Origin of the sequence: Brevibacillus sp. IT-7CA2 (assembly GCF_949767855.1) — a bacterium.
Taxonomy (GTDB): domain Bacteria; phylum Bacillota; class Bacilli; order Brevibacillales; family Brevibacillaceae; genus Brevibacillus.
This window is the reverse complement of sequence record NZ_CATKQT010000011.1, coordinates 630450-646523: the sequence shown is the minus strand read 5'-3', so window position 1 is coordinate 646523 and position 16074 is coordinate 630450. Positions and strand designations below refer to the sequence as shown.

Annotated in this window: 19 protein-coding genes; all 19 read left to right on the top strand. The window is 48.1% G+C overall.

Annotated elements, in window-relative coordinates:
- Positions 1-55 precede the first annotated feature (55 nt).
- The 19 genes from murG to ACM6JA_RS09540 all read left to right on the top strand — a co-directional run bounded on the left by murG (position 56) and on the right by ACM6JA_RS09540 (position 15986).
- Positions 56-1159 (top strand): undecaprenyldiphospho-muramoylpentapeptide beta-N-acetylglucosaminyltransferase, encoded by a 1104-nt coding sequence (murG, locus tag ACM6JA_RS09630; protein ID WP_414852100.1) that lies wholly within the window; start codon positions 56-58, stop codon positions 1157-1159.
- A gap of 102 nt (positions 1160-1261) precedes the next feature.
- Entirely contained in the window at positions 1262-2167 is a 906-nt protein-coding gene (murB, locus tag ACM6JA_RS09625; RefSeq protein ID WP_414852243.1) for a UDP-N-acetylmuramate dehydrogenase, read from the top strand.
- Between the two features lie 15 nt (positions 2168-2182).
- Positions 2183-3439, top strand: coding sequence for a UDP-N-acetylglucosamine 1-carboxyvinyltransferase (murA, locus tag ACM6JA_RS09620; protein ID WP_048033747.1), 1257 nt, complete (start codon positions 2183-2185; stop codon positions 3437-3439).
- 131 nt (positions 3440-3570) lie between these two features.
- Positions 3571-4356 (top strand): cell division protein FtsQ/DivIB, encoded by a 786-nt coding sequence (locus ACM6JA_RS09615; RefSeq protein ID WP_414852099.1) that lies wholly within the window; start codon positions 3571-3573, stop codon positions 4354-4356.
- Between the two features lie 22 nt (positions 4357-4378).
- Entirely contained in the window at positions 4379-5089 is a 711-nt protein-coding gene (locus tag ACM6JA_RS09610; protein WP_007717717.1) for a DUF881 domain-containing protein, read from the top strand.
- Positions 5090-5109: 20 nt separating this feature from the next.
- Complete coding sequence (locus tag ACM6JA_RS09605) at positions 5110-5856, top strand: DUF881 domain-containing protein (RefSeq protein WP_007717719.1); 747 nt, start codon at positions 5110-5112, stop codon at positions 5854-5856.
- A 2-nt stretch (positions 5857-5858) separates the two neighbouring features.
- Positions 5859-6206 (top strand): small basic family protein, encoded by a 348-nt coding sequence (locus tag ACM6JA_RS09600; RefSeq protein WP_007717721.1) that lies wholly within the window; start codon positions 5859-5861, stop codon positions 6204-6206.
- Between the two features lie 142 nt (positions 6207-6348).
- Positions 6349-7602 (top strand): cell division protein FtsA, encoded by a 1254-nt coding sequence (gene ftsA / locus ACM6JA_RS09595; protein WP_007717723.1) that lies wholly within the window; start codon positions 6349-6351, stop codon positions 7600-7602.
- Between the two features lie 126 nt (positions 7603-7728).
- Positions 7729-8877, top strand: a complete 1149-nt coding sequence (ftsZ, locus tag ACM6JA_RS09590) for a cell division protein FtsZ (RefSeq protein ID WP_087348016.1) — start codon at positions 7729-7731, stop codon at positions 8875-8877.
- 235 nt (positions 8878-9112) lie between these two features.
- On the top strand, positions 9113-10066 hold the full coding sequence (spoIIGA, locus tag ACM6JA_RS09585) for a sigma-E processing peptidase SpoIIGA (protein WP_414852098.1): 954 nt from the start codon (positions 9113-9115) through the stop codon (positions 10064-10066).
- Positions 10067-10117: 51 nt separating this feature from the next.
- Positions 10118-10840: an RNA polymerase sporulation sigma factor SigE gene (gene sigE, locus ACM6JA_RS09580; RefSeq protein ID WP_007717727.1), complete on the top strand. Its 723-nt coding sequence runs from the start codon at positions 10118-10120 to the stop codon at positions 10838-10840.
- Between the two features lie 149 nt (positions 10841-10989).
- Entirely contained in the window at positions 10990-11769 is a 780-nt protein-coding gene (gene sigG, locus ACM6JA_RS09575; protein ID WP_007717728.1) for an RNA polymerase sporulation sigma factor SigG, read from the top strand.
- A 160-nt stretch (positions 11770-11929) separates the two neighbouring features.
- Entirely contained in the window at positions 11930-12208 is a 279-nt protein-coding gene (locus ACM6JA_RS09570; RefSeq protein WP_007717731.1) for a YlmC/YmxH family sporulation protein, read from the top strand.
- A gap of 81 nt (positions 12209-12289) precedes the next feature.
- Positions 12290-13120, top strand: coding sequence for a peptidoglycan editing factor PgeF (gene pgeF / locus ACM6JA_RS09565; RefSeq protein WP_414852097.1), 831 nt, complete (start codon positions 12290-12292; stop codon positions 13118-13120).
- Positions 13121-13140: 20 nt separating this feature from the next.
- A complete protein-coding gene (locus ACM6JA_RS09560) occupies positions 13141-13839 on the top strand; it encodes a YggS family pyridoxal phosphate-dependent enzyme (RefSeq protein ID WP_414852096.1) in 699 nt (232 codons plus the stop codon).
- Between the two features lie 42 nt (positions 13840-13881).
- Complete coding sequence (locus ACM6JA_RS09555) at positions 13882-14310, top strand: cell division protein SepF (RefSeq protein ID WP_007717736.1); 429 nt, start codon at positions 13882-13884, stop codon at positions 14308-14310.
- Between the two features lie 31 nt (positions 14311-14341).
- Positions 14342-14608, top strand: a complete 267-nt coding sequence (locus tag ACM6JA_RS09550; protein ID WP_007717740.1) for a YggT family protein — start codon at positions 14342-14344, stop codon at positions 14606-14608.
- Between the two features lie 12 nt (positions 14609-14620).
- Positions 14621-15394: an RNA-binding protein gene (locus ACM6JA_RS09545; protein WP_414852095.1), complete on the top strand. Its 774-nt coding sequence runs from the start codon at positions 14621-14623 to the stop codon at positions 15392-15394.
- A gap of 100 nt (positions 15395-15494) precedes the next feature.
- Positions 15495-15986: a DivIVA domain-containing protein gene (locus ACM6JA_RS09540; RefSeq protein ID WP_007717747.1), complete on the top strand. Its 492-nt coding sequence runs from the start codon at positions 15495-15497 to the stop codon at positions 15984-15986.
- The last annotated feature ends 88 nt before the right edge of the window (positions 15987-16074 follow it).

The following is a 16074-nucleotide window of genomic DNA, read 5'->3' as shown; positions in this document are numbered from 1 at the left end:
AATAAGCAAGTAAATCAGCCTATTGCTACTCCTTCTAAAAAAAGGGTGTGAACGTATGCGTGTCGTCTTAACAGGCGGTGGCACAGGTGGACATATTTATCCGGCGCTTGCGGTGGCGAGGGAAGTTTCTCGCCAGAATCCGCAGGCTGCCTTTTTGTATATTGGCAGTAAAAAAGGCTTGGAAGCTGGTTTGGTTCCGAAATCCAATATTCCTTTCCAATCCGTGGAAATTAGCGGGTTGAAGCGCAAGCTGTCGTTGGACAACCTGAAGACCTTATGGAAATTCGTCCGGGCCGTTGGCGATGCCAAGAAAATGTTGCGCGAATTCAAACCAGATGTCGTAATTGGGACAGGTGGCTACGTATGTGGTCCAGTCGTATATGCAGCTTCTCGATTGGGAATCCCGACTCTCATCCATGAGCAAAACGTAGTGCCGGGCTTGACCAACAAGTTTCTTTCTCGATCAGCTACAAGGGTGGCCGTTTCGTTCAAAGAATCGCTTGCCCATTTCCCGCCTTCTAAAACAGTACTGACCGGCAACCCGCGTGCTACGGAAGTCATGCACGGTAATGCAGAGGCGGGGCGTAGCTTTTTGGGCGTGGACAACAACAAAAAAATCGTACTGATCTTTGGTGGCAGCAGGGGAGCGCGCGCAATAAATGAGGCAGTGCTTTCTGTTGTTACGCAGTTGGGCAAATATGCCGATACTCATTTTGTATATGTGACGGGCGACGTTCATTTTGAAACGATTTCGGCACAGCTTCGTGAACTGGGAACACTTCCAAGTAACATTTCTGTGCTTCCTTTCGTCCATAATATGCCGGATGTTTTGGCGGCGACGCATGTATTGGTTGGGCGTGCAGGGGCATCTACCCTGGCAGAAATAACGGCACTAGGTGTGCCTGCGATCTTGATTCCGTCCCCGTATGTCACGAACAACCATCAAGAGAAAAATGCAAGGGGATTGGAGCGAGCAGGGGCAGCTCATGTTATCGTAGAGCGGGAGCTCACCGGAGAGAGCTTGCTACTTTCCTTGGAAAATATCCTTGCCAATCCAGCGAAATGGGAAGAGATGAAAAACAGTTCTCTTTCATTGGGAATGCCGCAAGCTGCGACGGAGATTGTCCGTCAATTAGAGGCGATTACACGAAAAAAATGATCAGATGGGCGATTGTCACGCCGATCTGGGCGAACGCATAGTATGGAGCAAACACGTGAGAAGACTAGGTCCGACCTAGCAAACGTATCAGGAGGTTCACAAATGAAAAAGATCGCAGATGAACTCATGCAAGCAGGAATCGAAAAAGTGTGGACCGATGAACCCCTTGCTAATCATACAACGTGGCGGATCGGGGGTCCTGCTGATTTGTTAATCCAACCCAAGGATAAAGCATCCTTGCAAAAAGCCTTGCAGATCATCCATCGTCATGAAATTCCTTGGAGTGTAATCGGGCGCGGTTCAAACCTTCTGGTGAGGGACAGAGGGATACGTGGAGCCGTGCTTAAAGTGGCCGAGGGCTTGAGCCACTGTGAGTTCAAGGGCGAAGAGGTGTGTGTGGGTGCCGGATATTCCATGATCCGCCTGGCGGTGGAGACAGGCAAGGTGGGATTAACAGGTATGGAGTTTGCAGGAGGGATTCCTGGTACGGTAGGCGGCGCCGTCTATATGAATGCGGGGGCACACGGATCTGATCTTTCACGTATTCTTATTGATGCCGAGATCCTTTTCGAAAACGGCGAAAGTAAAGTGTTGAGTAACGAGGAACTGAGCTTTAGTTATCGGACTTCTCTTTTGCAAAAGCAAAAAGGGATTGTGCTAGAAGCCCGTTTTCAATTGAGGATGGGCGACCGCAAAGAGATTGCGGCCACGCTCGCTGCCAATAAGGAACGACGGCGCAATACGCAGCCACTGCAGATGCCGTGTGCCGGCAGCGTGTTCCGAAATCCGCCAAATGACCACGCAGGTCGCCTGATTGAGGCGGCTGGGCTGAAGGGCTATCGGGTCGGAGGAGCTCAGGTTTCAGAAAAACACTCCAACTTCATCGTGAATTGCGGAGGAGCAACGGCTGCCGACGTCCTCACCTTGATTGATCACGTTCGGAGCACCATTCTCGAGAAAAATGGGATTGACCTGCATCCGGAAGTCCTGGTGGTGGGCGAGGGGTAACACGGAGGTGAAAGTTTGGAGACTTTTGCGATCGAAGGCGGAAGACCTCTGTCCGGTTCGCTTCGGATCCAAGGTGCTAAGAACGCTGCTCTTCCCATTCTTGCCGCTGCTGTGCTCGCGGAAGGGCAATTCTATATCTATGACGTCCCCCATCTAAAAGACATTAAAGTCATGCTCGAAATCTTGACGTTGCTTGGGGCGAATACGAAGCATGAGGACGGATGTGTCGATCTGGATACAACGTCTGTCTGTGTCCCGCAGGTGCCGGATGATTTAATGAGCCAGATGCGATCTTCGATTTTTTTGGCGGGACCACTCCTGGCACGTCTGGGTGAGGTCACGATTTCCAGGCCAGGTGGATGTGACATTGGAGAGCGCAGGATTGACTTGCACTTAGCTGGATTGACTGCGCTAGGAGCCAAAATCGAAGAAACGGAAGGCTACATTACATTTCGGGCCAAACAATTACGTGGGTCCAATATCTTTCTTTCCTTCCCCAGTGTGGGCGCGACGGAAAATATCATGATGGCAGCTGTGCTGGCAAAAGGCACGACCCGAATTTGTAATGCAGCACGAGAACCGGAAATCATCGACCTCCAAAATTTCCTGAATGCAATGGGGGCGCGGATCAGAGGGGCAGGCACCGATACGATTGAAATCAGTGGTGTACCTCGCTTGCGTTCTGTCAGTTACCGGATCATACCGGACAGGATTGTGACAGGAACCTATATGCTGGCTGTCGGTATTTCACAGGGACATATCGAATTGACCAATACTCTGCCTGAGCAATTAACGGCATTGATTGAGGTCGCCCGTAGCTGCGGTGTTGAAATCAAGACCCGCCATGATATAATGGAAATCAAAAGCACCTCCCGTCCACGTGCCTACGACCGGATTATCACCTCGCCATATCCTGGGTTTCCAACCGATTTGCAGGCGCAGCTGATGGTGTTTCTGTCACAGGCTAGGGGAACGAGTGTCATCAAAGAGACCATTTTCGAAGGAAGATTCAAACATGTGAATGAATTGGCGCGAATGGGCGCCTCTATATACGTTGATCTTGGCTCCGCAATCATTCGGGGTGTCAACAAATTGACCGCTACGAATGTCGAAGCTACTGATCTTCGAGCAGGTGCTGCCTTAGTCCTCGCAGGGCTTGCTGCAGAAGGTATTACCACGGTGAACCAGATCCATCATATCGATCGCGGATACGATCGGCTGGAAGAGCAGTTGCGTCAATTAGGAGCCGATATATCACGAGTATCGATTTAACCGAGGGAGAGTGGGCGGCATAATGTTATGCCGCTTTCCCTGTTTTGTTTAATGACATTTATTCGAAAGACATCCAGTAATTTACTTTGCTCTGGGCAATGAGCCTAAAAAACATGAGGAAGGGTACGGCCATGGCGGTATATGAGGAACGCATTCCGCAAGTCAAGCAACAACGCCCCAGAAGAAGGGGCAACCGCAAGCTGGTCATTCTATTGGTATTGTTTTTTCTTACCATTCTCATCATCGTTTTTATCCGTTCCCCTTACAGTAAGGTGCAAGAGATTCGAGTGATTGGTAATGATATTTATACGACGGAGCAAATCATTACACAATCTGGATTAAACAAGGACATGCAGTTTCTAAACGTATGGGAGAACAGTGTTCGAAATAACTTGAAACCACTAGAGGCCATTAAAGATGTGACGGTGAGCCGCTCTTTCCCCGGATTGATCACGCTACATATAACTGAACAAAAGCGCGTCGCTTTTTGGAGTGGGCAGGACGGAAGCCGCTATGCCTTACTGGACAATGGCTATGTGCTGAAACAAGTTAATTTTGCCAAGCGCGTAGTGGACAGGCCATTGATTAGCTCGTGGGCCTCACCTGAGCTCCTTCCCCATCTCGCGAAGTCGCTATCGAAATTATCGCCAGATGTACTCGCCGAGATTTCGGATATTACACTGACGCCAACGGTGTACGACAAGCAACGCGTAACGCTGTACATGCGAGACGGGAATGAAGTAAGAAGCGTTATCTACAAGCTGGACAAGATGTTGAACTGGTATCCGACGATCGTGAAAGAATTGCCGCCAGATACAAAAGGGGTGCTCTCTTTGTTTGAGCAGCCATGGTTTATTCCGTACGGGGCTCAAGGGGCTATTCCTATTCAGGAAGGGCAAGAGCAACCGCAGCAGTAAATGAAAAAGGGGAAAGTAGACAATGAGTCGTCGTCGCAAATTTCATTTGTATTTAACCATCGTGACGTTTTCTACCGGCTTTCTAGTGGCCACTTCCTTCGAAACGAACAAGCTTACGCGCAAAGAACGGCTGAATGATCAGCTGTTCCAGCAGGAAACGCAATTGAATGACCGAATTTTGGCTGAGAAGGAGCAAAATCGGCATCTGGAAAATCAACTGCTCGATTTGCAGCGTCAGGTGGGAAAAGTGGAAGAAGCGATGGCGGAGCGTAAATCGGAGGCTGCCGAGACACTCAGTCAACTGGATGCAGCGCGGATGCTGGCAGGGGTAGTCGCTGTCCAAGGGCCAGGTATCGTGATAACGATGCAGGATAGCCAGAATGCAGCGAACAGCGCAGACATCGCGAACTACATCGTACATGAGCAGGATGTCCGCCTGGTCGTCAATGAACTGCGTGCAGCAGGAGCAGAGGCGATCAGCATTAACGGACAGCGAGTGGTGAGTAATTCCGAGATTCGTTGCATTGGACCAACGATCATTGTAAACGGCATCAAGTCGGCCGCTCCATTCGTCGTAACTGCGATCGGAAACCCCGACACACTAGACAGTGCGTTGAACTTGCCGGGAGGTGTTTTGCACTCCTTGCAAGATTTTGTCCAAATAAGCGTAGCCAAAAAAGAGCGAGTCGAGCTACCTGCCTTTGTTGGTGACGCGAAAACGAAACACTCCTAAATAAAAGGATGCGTTTACCTATGTTACAAAAAAGCCGTAAAATCACATTTATTCTTGCCATTATTAGTGCTATCATAGGTGTGATGTTGACTGTGCAATTACGAAGCAGTCTTCATCCTATTCATAAAGAGTCTCGCAGCATCGCGGAACTTCGGACCACGTTGCAAAAAGAACTGGAGAAACACAAAAACCTGCTCGCAGACATTTCAAAGTATAATCAGCTGTACTACCAATACGAAACCTCACTCAGTGAAGATGAAAGTATCTCCGTTATGAAAGAGGAGTTGGCACGGACTCGCCGCATGGCTGGTATGGTAGGGATGGAGGGAGAAGGCATCGTTATTGATGTTGTCGATGCCCATACGCCTGAAGAACCAGCTATGGATGAACATATGCCTGTGCCAGTTGTAGGCGACTATACGATTGACGATGAAGATTTGCGCTGGTTGGTAAATATCCTGTTTGCAAACGGAGCACAAGGAGTTTCCATTAATGGTCATCGACTGATTGCTACCACTGCGATCCGCAATGTGGGAGACGTCATCCAAATCGATACCAGGACGATTAGGGCTCCGTATGAGATAAAAGCATTGGGGGAACCTGAAGTATTGTTGTCCGCATTGAAGCTGGAGGGCGTAGAGGAGAACTTTCAGCTGGCGAATAAGAAGGTGCTGGCCGAAAAACGGGACAAGCTGATGATCTCAGCGAATAACGAAACACGTGTCATTCAATTTATGAAACCTGTGAAAGAAAAAGGAGATTCGTAACCATGTGGCTCCCGCTTATCGGACTGATTGTCGGTCTTGTTGTCGGCTTCCTGCTGGATTGGCGTGTGCCCCAGGAGTATAGCAGCTATCTATCAATAGCCCTCTTGGCTGGATTGGATACGATCTTTGGGGGGATTCGTTCGTTTTTAGAACGTACTTTTAACGTTCGTATTTTCATGTCTGGATTCTTTTTCAACACACTTTTTGCAGCAGGCTTGGCCTTCATCGGAGGGTTCTTGGGGATTGATCTGTATTTGGCTGCGATCGTGGCTTTCGGGGTCCGCTTGTTCAACAATCTCGCTGTCATTAGGAGAATTGTTCTATCCAAATGGATCAATCAGCAAGAATAACGCGAAGAAAAATGGGAAGATGGTCATTTTTTTGCAAAAAATCAATAAGAAAAAAAGGGAATGGTTGTCCTGTGTGGAATAATTTATGCAGGTGTTCTCACTTTAACAAGAAAAAAGACGTAGCAGGGGAGGTGTCACAGGTTTGGTAAGCAATGAATTCATCGTCAGCCTAGACATTGGAACATCCAAAGTACGCGTCATGATCGGCGAGATCAACAACGGTTCCATCAACATCATCGGCGTCGGACAATCACACTCGGAAGGCATCAAGAAGGGCGTGATTGTAGACATCGACCAAACCGTGCATGCCATCCGAGAAGCGGTTGATCATGCCGAGCGCATGGTTGGCGTTTCAATCGAAGAAGTGTATGTGGGGATCACTGGAAACCATATCGATCTGCATGAAACCCAAGGGGTTGTCGCTGTATCCAGCGAAGACCGTGAGATACGAGAAGAAGATATTCAACGCGTAATTCAGGCAGCGAAGGTCGTGGCTATTCCTCCAGACCGTGAAATCATCGAGGTAGTCCCAAAAGAGTACATCGTTGATGGACAAGGGAGCATTAAGGACCCGCGTGGGATGATTGGTGTCCGACTGGAAATGGAAGGGACCATTGTGACCGGATTGAAAACGGTCGTACATAACATCGTTCGCTGTGCTCAACGAACCAATCTGCGTGTAGCTGGAATATTCTTGCAACCGCTTGCGGCTAGCACTGTTGCTCTATCCAAAGATGACAAAAATATGGGTGTCGTTCTTGTCGACATCGGTGCGGGTTCTACCACGATCGGTGTATTCGAGCAGGGGAAACTGGCAGCGACCACCGTGATCGGCATCGGTGGCGACCACATTACGAGCGATATCTCACTGGGGCTGCGCACGCATACAGATGTGGCAGATCGTGTGAAAACCAAGAACGGCTGTGCCCTTATTGACGAAGCATCCGAAGATGTGAAGTTCAAGGTGAACCGGATTGGCAGCGAAGTCGAGAAGCAATTTACGCAAGTGGATTTGGCCAATATTATCGAGCCGCGCGCTGCGGAAATATTCCAATTAGTCGAGGATGCTGTATACAAATTAGGCTACCGCGACGAAATTGCAGGTGGATATGTTCTTACGGGTGGTACCGTAGCCATGCCGGGCATGTTGGAATTGGCAAAAGAAGAATTGGACGCACCTGTTCGAATTGCGATTCCTGATTACATCGGAGTGAGAGATCCTGCCTACACCACTGGGGTAGGTCTGATTCAATATGCCTTGCAGTTGATGGAGCGCCGCAGCATTCGCGTGACCCCCTCATTCAAGGGCACTCAGAAGCAAACCGTCTCGTCTAAGCCAAAAGAAGGCGGCGGTTTGATGGAAAAAGTAAAAAACTGGTTTAGCGAATTTATTTAATGGAGTTCGCTTACCAAGCTTAACTACAATGACGAAGATGAGGATCGATTCGTTCCATTGTGTTTAGTTGACAGGCTTCTGTAGCCACGAAGTTTTCTTATGTTGAAGTTGGGGAGGACTAGCAATATGCTGGAATTTGATATGGACTTGGAATCCTTTGCACGAATTAAAGTTATTGGTTGCGGGGGCGGAGGTAGCAACGCAGTAAACCGCATGATCGCCGGTGGAGTAAAGGGTGTAGAATTCATCACCTTGAACACCGACGCGCAAGCACTTCAGCTCTCCAGTGCAGATATCAAGCTGCAAATTGGGGAAAAGCTGACACGTGGACTGGGAGCAGGTGCGAATCCTGAGATCGGTAAAAAAGCGGCGGAAGAAAGCCGTGATTTGATTGAGAACGCTTTGCGTGGAGCTGACATGGTATTCGTAACTGCCGGTATGGGTGGGGGTACGGGTACAGGTGCAGCACCTGTTGTTGCAGAGATCGCCAAAGAAATGGGTGCTCTTACAGTTGGTGTAGTAACTCGTCCGTTCTCCTTCGAGGGTCGCAGACGTTCCCAGCACGGTGAGATCGGTATCGCTGCTCTGAAAGAAAAAGTAGACACACTGATCGTGATTCCTAACGACCGTCTTTTGGAAATCGTTGATAAAAATACGCCAATGCTCGAAGCGTTCCGCGAAGTTGACAACGTACTGCGACAAGGGGTTCAAGGTATTTCCGATCTGATTGCGGTACCTGGACTGATCAACTTGGACTTCGCTGACGTGAAGACGATCATGACTGAGCGCGGTTCTGCTCTCATGGGTATCGGTGTAAGCAGTGGCGAAAATCGTGCGGCTGAAGCTGCACGTCGGGCTATTTCCAGCCCACTGCTCGAGACTGCGATTGATGGTGCACGCGGTGTTCTCATGAACATCACTGGCGGTACCAACCTGAGCTTGTACGAGGTAAACGAAGCAGCCGACATCGTATCTTCTGCATCTGACCCAGATGTTAACATGATTTTCGGTGCGGTGATTAACGAGGATCTGAAAAATGAATTGGTAGTGACCGTAATTGCTACAGGCTTCGAGCATAGTCAACGCGCGGTGGAAGCTCCTCGCCGTCAACAACAGCCGATCAACACGCCTGGCAATCGTCCGACACCAGTTTCCAATACGAATAACAGCCGTGCGAAGGAAGAAGAGGAAGACAAGTCTTTCTTCTCCATGGGCAACCTGGATAATCTGGATATTCCAGCATTCCTGCGCAATCGCCGCCGCAACAAAAACTAAAGCAATAAATGACTGTCAAAAGCCTTGTTCCCGTCAGTGGGGACAAGGCTTTTTTTCTTTGATTGGATGAAAAATGTTAGACAAAAAAACCAAAAAAACACCGTCAAGAATTGACAGACTTTACATACACATTGATATATACTGCTTTTACTGATAGAAGTCGTCCTACTATTTACCATTTTTGCTAGGACACATGCTTGCTGCCAAGTCGGTCAAAAGATGAGGGGGAAAGCACGTGGTTGTGTATCTTGATATCATTCTACTCCTGAATGTGGCTATTGATACCTTGTTACTCTGGTTTACTGCTTATTTTCGTAAAGAGCGCATGGTGTGGTGGAGAATGATACTTGCCTCCCTGTTTGGCTCCGTGTATCTGGTCTTTTTCTTTTTTCCTGTGTTTTCTCCGATGTATCAATGGTGGGTCAAACTGCTCTTTTCTGTCATCATGCTGTGGATTGCTTTTGGGAACAGGAGGTTGTTGTCCTTTGCGCAAAACTTGATCATTTTTTACTTTGTCGCATTTGTGTTCGGAGGGGGAGTGCTTGGTCTACAGTATTTTATGGCACCGCAGAGTGAAATTGTGAATGGACTGGTTGTCACACATAATGATGGGTTTGGTGTTGGGTTCAAGCCAACCTTTGGGATTGTCCTGATCGGTTTTATCCTGATCTTTTTCCTCGGGAAAAAGAGCTACCGCGCAATCCAGGAGCCGCGAAGAATCGAAACCTTTCTCGTCGATGTCGTCGTTACGTTGGCAGGGGAAAAAGTCATTTGCCGTGGACTTGTGGATACAGGAAACCAGCTCCATGAGCCGATTACACGCATACCCGTCATGATTATGGAGAATCGCATGTTCGCACATTTGCTTCCGCCGTCGCTTCTCCGACAAGCCGATGAAAACGGTGGAGTGTGGGAGAAGCTAGACGGATCTTGGGACCATCTGCCGCTGGAATGGCAGTCTCGGGTACGCTTGATCCCGTATCGCAGCGTGTCAAGAGGTATGGATTTTTTGCTCGCAATCAAACCAGACCATGTCATGGTCGTGCAAGACGGGATTCGTTTTGAAACAGAACGGGTGTTAATCGGGCTTAACCCGATCCCATTGGCCGCTGACGGCAAGTATCAGGCCATCGTGCACCCAGCCATGATGGAAGCTTATGAAGCGGATGTTCAAAAAGTCATCAATTGATCAGGAAATAAGAGAAGAATCAACCTTTATTCTCAAACAGGAGGGCTAATCATGTATGTAAAACTTCGCCTACAACTCCAATTGACCTGGTACCGAATCTTGCTCTGGCTTGGTGTACGCGCCGAAGAAGTCTATTATATTGGCGGGAGTGAAGCATTGCCTCCACCGTTGACCAGGGAAGAAGAGGAGCTGTTGCTCGGACGACTGCCTTCTGGTGATCCGGCTGTCCGCGGTATGCTAATTGAACGCAATCTTCGTCTGGTCGTATACATCGCCCGCAAGTTTGAGAATACGGGAATTAATATCGAGGACTTGGTCAGCATTGGCACCATTGGCTTGATTAAGGCAGTGAACACCTTTGATCCAGACAAGAACATCAAGCTGGCAACGTATGCATCTCGTTGTATCGAAAACGAAATCCTCATGTATCTTCGCCGCAATAATAAAATTCGTTCAGAGGTATCTTTTGATGAACCACTTAACATTGATTGGGATGGTAATGAGCTGTTGCTCTCAGATGTTTTGGGTACGGAGAATGACACGATCTATAAAAACATTGAGGATCAAGTGGATCGAAAGCTTCTGAAAAAAGCACTGGATAAGCTGTCTGACCGCGAGAGAATTATCATGGAGCTGCGCTTCGGCTTAGCGGGAGAAGAGGAAAAGACACAGAAGGATGTAGCGGATTTGTTGGGTATCTCACAGTCGTATATTTCGCGTTTGGAAAAGCGAATTATAAAACGGTTACGAAAAGAATTCAACAAGATGGTCTAACGCATATTTTCCCAGCTTGGGGGGATACTGTTCCTAAACCGAAACAGATGGTGGTTTTTGCCACCTTCTTGGTCGGCTACGCGTCAGTTACGCGGCCTTTCAAGACAACCGGGTTAGGGACTTTTTTCTTGCTTCGAGGAGGGAAAGACGTGACGCGCAATAAGGTAGAGATATGCGGGGTAGATACCTCCAAGCTTCCGGTGTTGACAAACAAAGAGATGCGGGAATTGTTTGAGCGCCTGCAAAGTGGGGAGCTGGCTGCCCGCGAGAAACTGGTCAACGGCAACTTGCGACTGGTGCTTAGCGTAATCCAACGGTTCAACAATCGCGGAGAGTTCGTGGATGACTTGTTTCAAGTGGGCTGCATCGGATTGATGAAAGCGATCGACAACTTTGATCTCGGACAAAACGTGAAGTTTTCCACGTATGCCGTACCGATGATCATCGGAGAAATTCGACGCTATTTACGGGACAACAATCCGATTCGCGTTTCCCGCTCTTTGCGAGACATCGCGTACAAGGCCTTGCAAGTGCGTGACAATCTGACCAACAAACATTCGCGTGAGCCTACCATTATCGAGATTTCTCAGGAATTGAACGTAGCCAAAGAAGACGTCGTGTTTGCACTCGATGCGATCCAGGATCCGGTTTCATTGTTTGAACCGATTTATCAGGATGGTGGCGATCCGATTTACGTCATGGATCAGATTAGTGACGAGAAGAACAAAGATGTCACGTGGGTAGAGGAAATTGCGCTTCGTGAGGGAATGCAGCGACTAGGTGACCGAGAAAAAATGATATTATCCATGCGCTTTTACGAAGGAAAAACGCAGATGGAAGTAGCAGAGGAAATCGGTATCTCACAGGCTCAGGTATCCCGATTAGAAAAAGCGGCAATTGCCCATATGCAAAAGCACGTTCAATCGTAAGGAGAAACCAAATAGGCGACCCGGCGGTCTTGTACCGTTCGGGTTTTTTGTACGAGCGGAAAAGTTAGTTTTCAATCGCCTTACTTTTTGCCAAAGAAGCGGACATATTCCTCATTGGACTCATATACTGAAAGTAACGGAGAAAAGAAGGTGAGGAAGAATGGTAAAAATCTCTGACTTCCAGACCAAAGAAGTGGTAAATATTCTCGATGGGAAGCGGCTTGGGCAAGTTTCAGATTTGGAGATCGATCTGCGTCACGGTCGTGTAGAGGCTATCGTCGTACCGGGACCAGGCAAGTTTCTCGGCTTCTTTTCTGCCGGGAATGATTATGTCATACCCTGGCGCAATATTGTGAAGATCGGGAAAGATGTGGTGCTTGTTCGGATGGAAGAAGCACTTAAAGTTGAAGTAAAAACTTCTGGTGGAGAAGAATACTAACGCGTAAAGGGAGAAAGGCACGGATAGCCTTTCTTTTCTTTTCGGCTATGGTATGATTAGCCATATGAGGAAGGTGACAACATGAGAGAACCTTTTGTCAGGGTAGAGGATAAGTCAATCTTATCGTTAACAGTGTGGGAGCAACAATTTCCTGGATTAGTGGCGGGGTTTACTATTCGCTCAGGCGGGGAAAGTGAACAACCGTACGGGTCTTTTAATATGGGGCTGCATGTGGGTGATGAATCTGCAAACGTAGTAGCCAATAGACGCAAGCTGGCAGAACAAGTCGGGATGTCTTTTACGGCGTGGACATGCGCCGATCAAGTGCACGGAAATCGGGTATGTCAGGTCACAGCAGGCGGTGCGGGAAAAGAAAGTCTAGAGGATGTCATATCTGCAACGGATGGTTTGTTTACCCTTGAAAAAGGAGTCATGCTGACCTCGTTTTACGCAGATTGTGTTCCCCTCTATTTTCTGGATCCCCATTCGGGAGCAATTGGACTAGCTCACGCAGGCTGGAAGGGGACAGTAGGCCGTATTGCCGAGGAAATGGTGAATGCCATGACGAAGCACTATCAGGCAAAGCCAGAGGACATTCGCGTCGCAATTGGCCCATTCATTGGCGGCTGTTGCTATGAAGTCGATGAGCGAATCATGACGCAGGTACGCACTTGTGCAGCCGAATGGGAAAAAGCAGTCATCTCCTCCACAGAGGAGCGGTACATGCTGGACCTTCGTCAGCTAAACACAGAGATTTTGCTCGAAGCAGGAATTTCTTCAGGCAATATTTTATCCACGGATTGGTGTACAAGCTGCAGAACAGACTTGTTTTTCTCTCATCGCAAGGAAGCCGGGATACAAGGGACTACTGGACGCATGGCTTCCTATATCGGCTGGAAGGAAAACCTGTAGAAGAAAGGGAAGGGTTCGTTATGACCAAGGAACAAGAACTGTTAAAAGAACGACTGCAATCCATCGAAGCAAGAATTCAGGCTGCTTGCGATCGGGCGAACCGCAAACGTGAGGAAGTAAAAATTATTGCCGTGACCAAGTATGTCGACGCAGATGCCATTGGGGACTTGCTCGCGGTAGGCGTAGAGAATATCGGCGAAAATCGCGTGCAGGATGCCCTGCCCAAGCACCAGCTACACGGCGATAAAGGGATCTGGCATTTTATCGGGCACCTCCAGACGAACAAGGCAAAAGAAGTTGTAGGACGATTCCCGTACATCCATTCTCTGGACCGACTTTCTTTGGCACAAGAGCTAAATCGACGCGGTGAAGCGTTGGATCATGTCGTAAAATGCTTTTTGCAGGTCAATATATCCGGCGAAGAGACAAAATTTGGGCTTAGTCCCAATGACGTATTGGCTTTTTTGCGCGAAACCAGTAATATGAAACATATAAGTATCGTCGGATTAATGACGATGGCGCCTGTTGTCGAAAACCAAGAGGAAGCCAGGAAGGTGTTCCGTGGCCTCTATGAGTGGAAGCAACGGATTAACGAAATGGCACTCCCACACGCACAGGTGAAAGAGCTGTCCATGGGCATGTCTAGTGATTTTGAAGTGGCCATTGAAGAGGGAGCTACATATATTCGTTTGGGATCGGTATTGGTCAAGCCGGAGTAAAGGAAAACAGACCAAACCACGGAGTAAGAGAGGAGGAAGAGTATGGGTGTTATGAATAAATTGATGGGGTTTCTGGGGTTAGAAAACGAGGAATACATCGAAGAGACAACAACGGTGGAAGAGGAAAGAGAAGAGCAAGAGTCCTCGCACAAACGCCAGCCAGCGATCGGTCGAGCTAACAACGTGGTACCGTTTCAAGCACGGGAAAAGGAGGGAATCCGTTTGATTCTCTGTGAACCCCGTCATTACAGCGATGCACAGGATATCGCAGACAACCTGCGTCATCGTAGACCGGTTGTGGTCAACCTCCATCGTGTGGAAAAAGACCAAGCTAAAAGAATTATCGACTTTTTGAGCGGGACGGTCTACGCACTGAACGGCGATATCCAAAAGGTCGGAGACACGATCTTCGTGTGCACGCCTGACCATGTAGATATTCAGGGTACGATCTCCAGTGTGTTGGAAGAGTAGCCAATTAAGACGAAATTAAAAGGGTGAGCAAATGATTGCTGTCTTTTCGGTTTTAAATTTTGCTTTTACGGTATATCAATACATGATTATTGCTTACATTTTGATGTCATGGGTTCCTCAAATGAGAGGTACAGGCATCGGACAGTTACTGGAAAAACTGGTTGAGCCTTATTTGGCTCCATTTCGCCGGTTTATCCCATCGCTCGGCTTCATCGATATCTCCCCCATTGTCGCATTGATTGCACTGCGCTTTGCCCAATCTGGCCTGTTCGCCATTTTGCAACAAATCATGTTCTAGGCGAGTGATACGATGAGCATATTTGACCATTTTTCAAAAGAAGAACGTCCCTTTGTTGAACGGGCGCTGGAAATGCTGACGCAAGTAGAGCGGACGCAGGCCATGCGCCTTACTGATTTTATAGACCCGAGGCAATTGATGATTTTTGAGAGTCTATCTTCACAAGTAAGAGATGTGAAGGTTTCTCCCTATGGAGGCTACGAGGGTGCCGAGCGTGTTCGGATTATCATCCATCCGGAGTACCTCCCTGTTGAGCCTGAGGATTATCGCCTCACCTTATTGGCAATCAAGGCTGATCAGCGCTTTCATGTGCTGGAGCATCGAGATGTGATGGGGGCGATGCTGGGCGTCGGGATGAAGCGGGAGAAATTCGGAGATATGCTGACAGATTCTGCTGGCAGCTACGCGATTGTAGCAGAGGAAGTCGCTGATTTTGTTTGTGCGCAGGTGACGCAAATTCATCGGACATCTGTTCAATTTGAGCGGGTAGCATGGGAGGCGTTTACACCGCCTGCACCCAAGTTTGTAGAGAAAACGATTACCGTGCCATCACCGCGAATGGACGCGATCATCGGAGAAGTACACAATATGTCTCGCGCAAAAGCATTGGTGCCAATTCGAGCGGGAAAAGTAAAAATCAACTGGAAAGTAATCGAAGACCCATCTTATCAACTCCAGATGGGTGATATGGTATCTCTTGCAGGCTATGGTCGGTTCAAAATTCTTGAGGTAGCAGGTCCAACACGCAGTGGAAGACTTCGCATGATTGTCGGACTGGTTACATAAGATGGACCAAGGCTCAAAAATTTGTAAAATACGGCAGGAAACACAGCTAATTCTGTCGAAATGATTGAAGACGAATTATCGGGAAAAGTGGGGGGTTCATGTGCCATTAACGCCGTTGGATATACACAATAAGGAATTCAGCACAGGCTTTCGTGGGTATAACATTGACGAAGTGAATGAATTTCTCGATCAGGTGATCAAAGATTTTGAGCTCTTGATAAAAGAGAAAAAAGAACAGGAAGAGCGCGTAGCCATTTTGAATGAGCGCGTAGATTACTATAAGAGCTTGGAAGAAAATTTGAGCAAGTCGATTCTGGTGGCGCAGGAGACAGCGGAGGACGTGAAGTCGAATGCCCGCAAAGAAGCGCAGCTCATCTTAAAAGAAGCCGAGAAAAATGCAGACCGAATCGTCAATGAAGCATTGGCGAAGTCGCGCAAAATCGCAATCGAAATCGAAGAATTAAAAAAACGTGCTTCGGTTTACCGCATGCGCTTTCGGACGCTTTTGGAAGCGCAGTTGGAAATGCTGGAGAATGGCGATTGGGATAGCATTGAACAGCCACAAGTTGATTCGCCTGTAACAGTTGAATAAATCATTGACGTTCGAGCAATGATGGTATTATAATGAAAGACAACTTTTTCGAAATAAAGCACTTATAGTAGTTGAACAGACTTATACA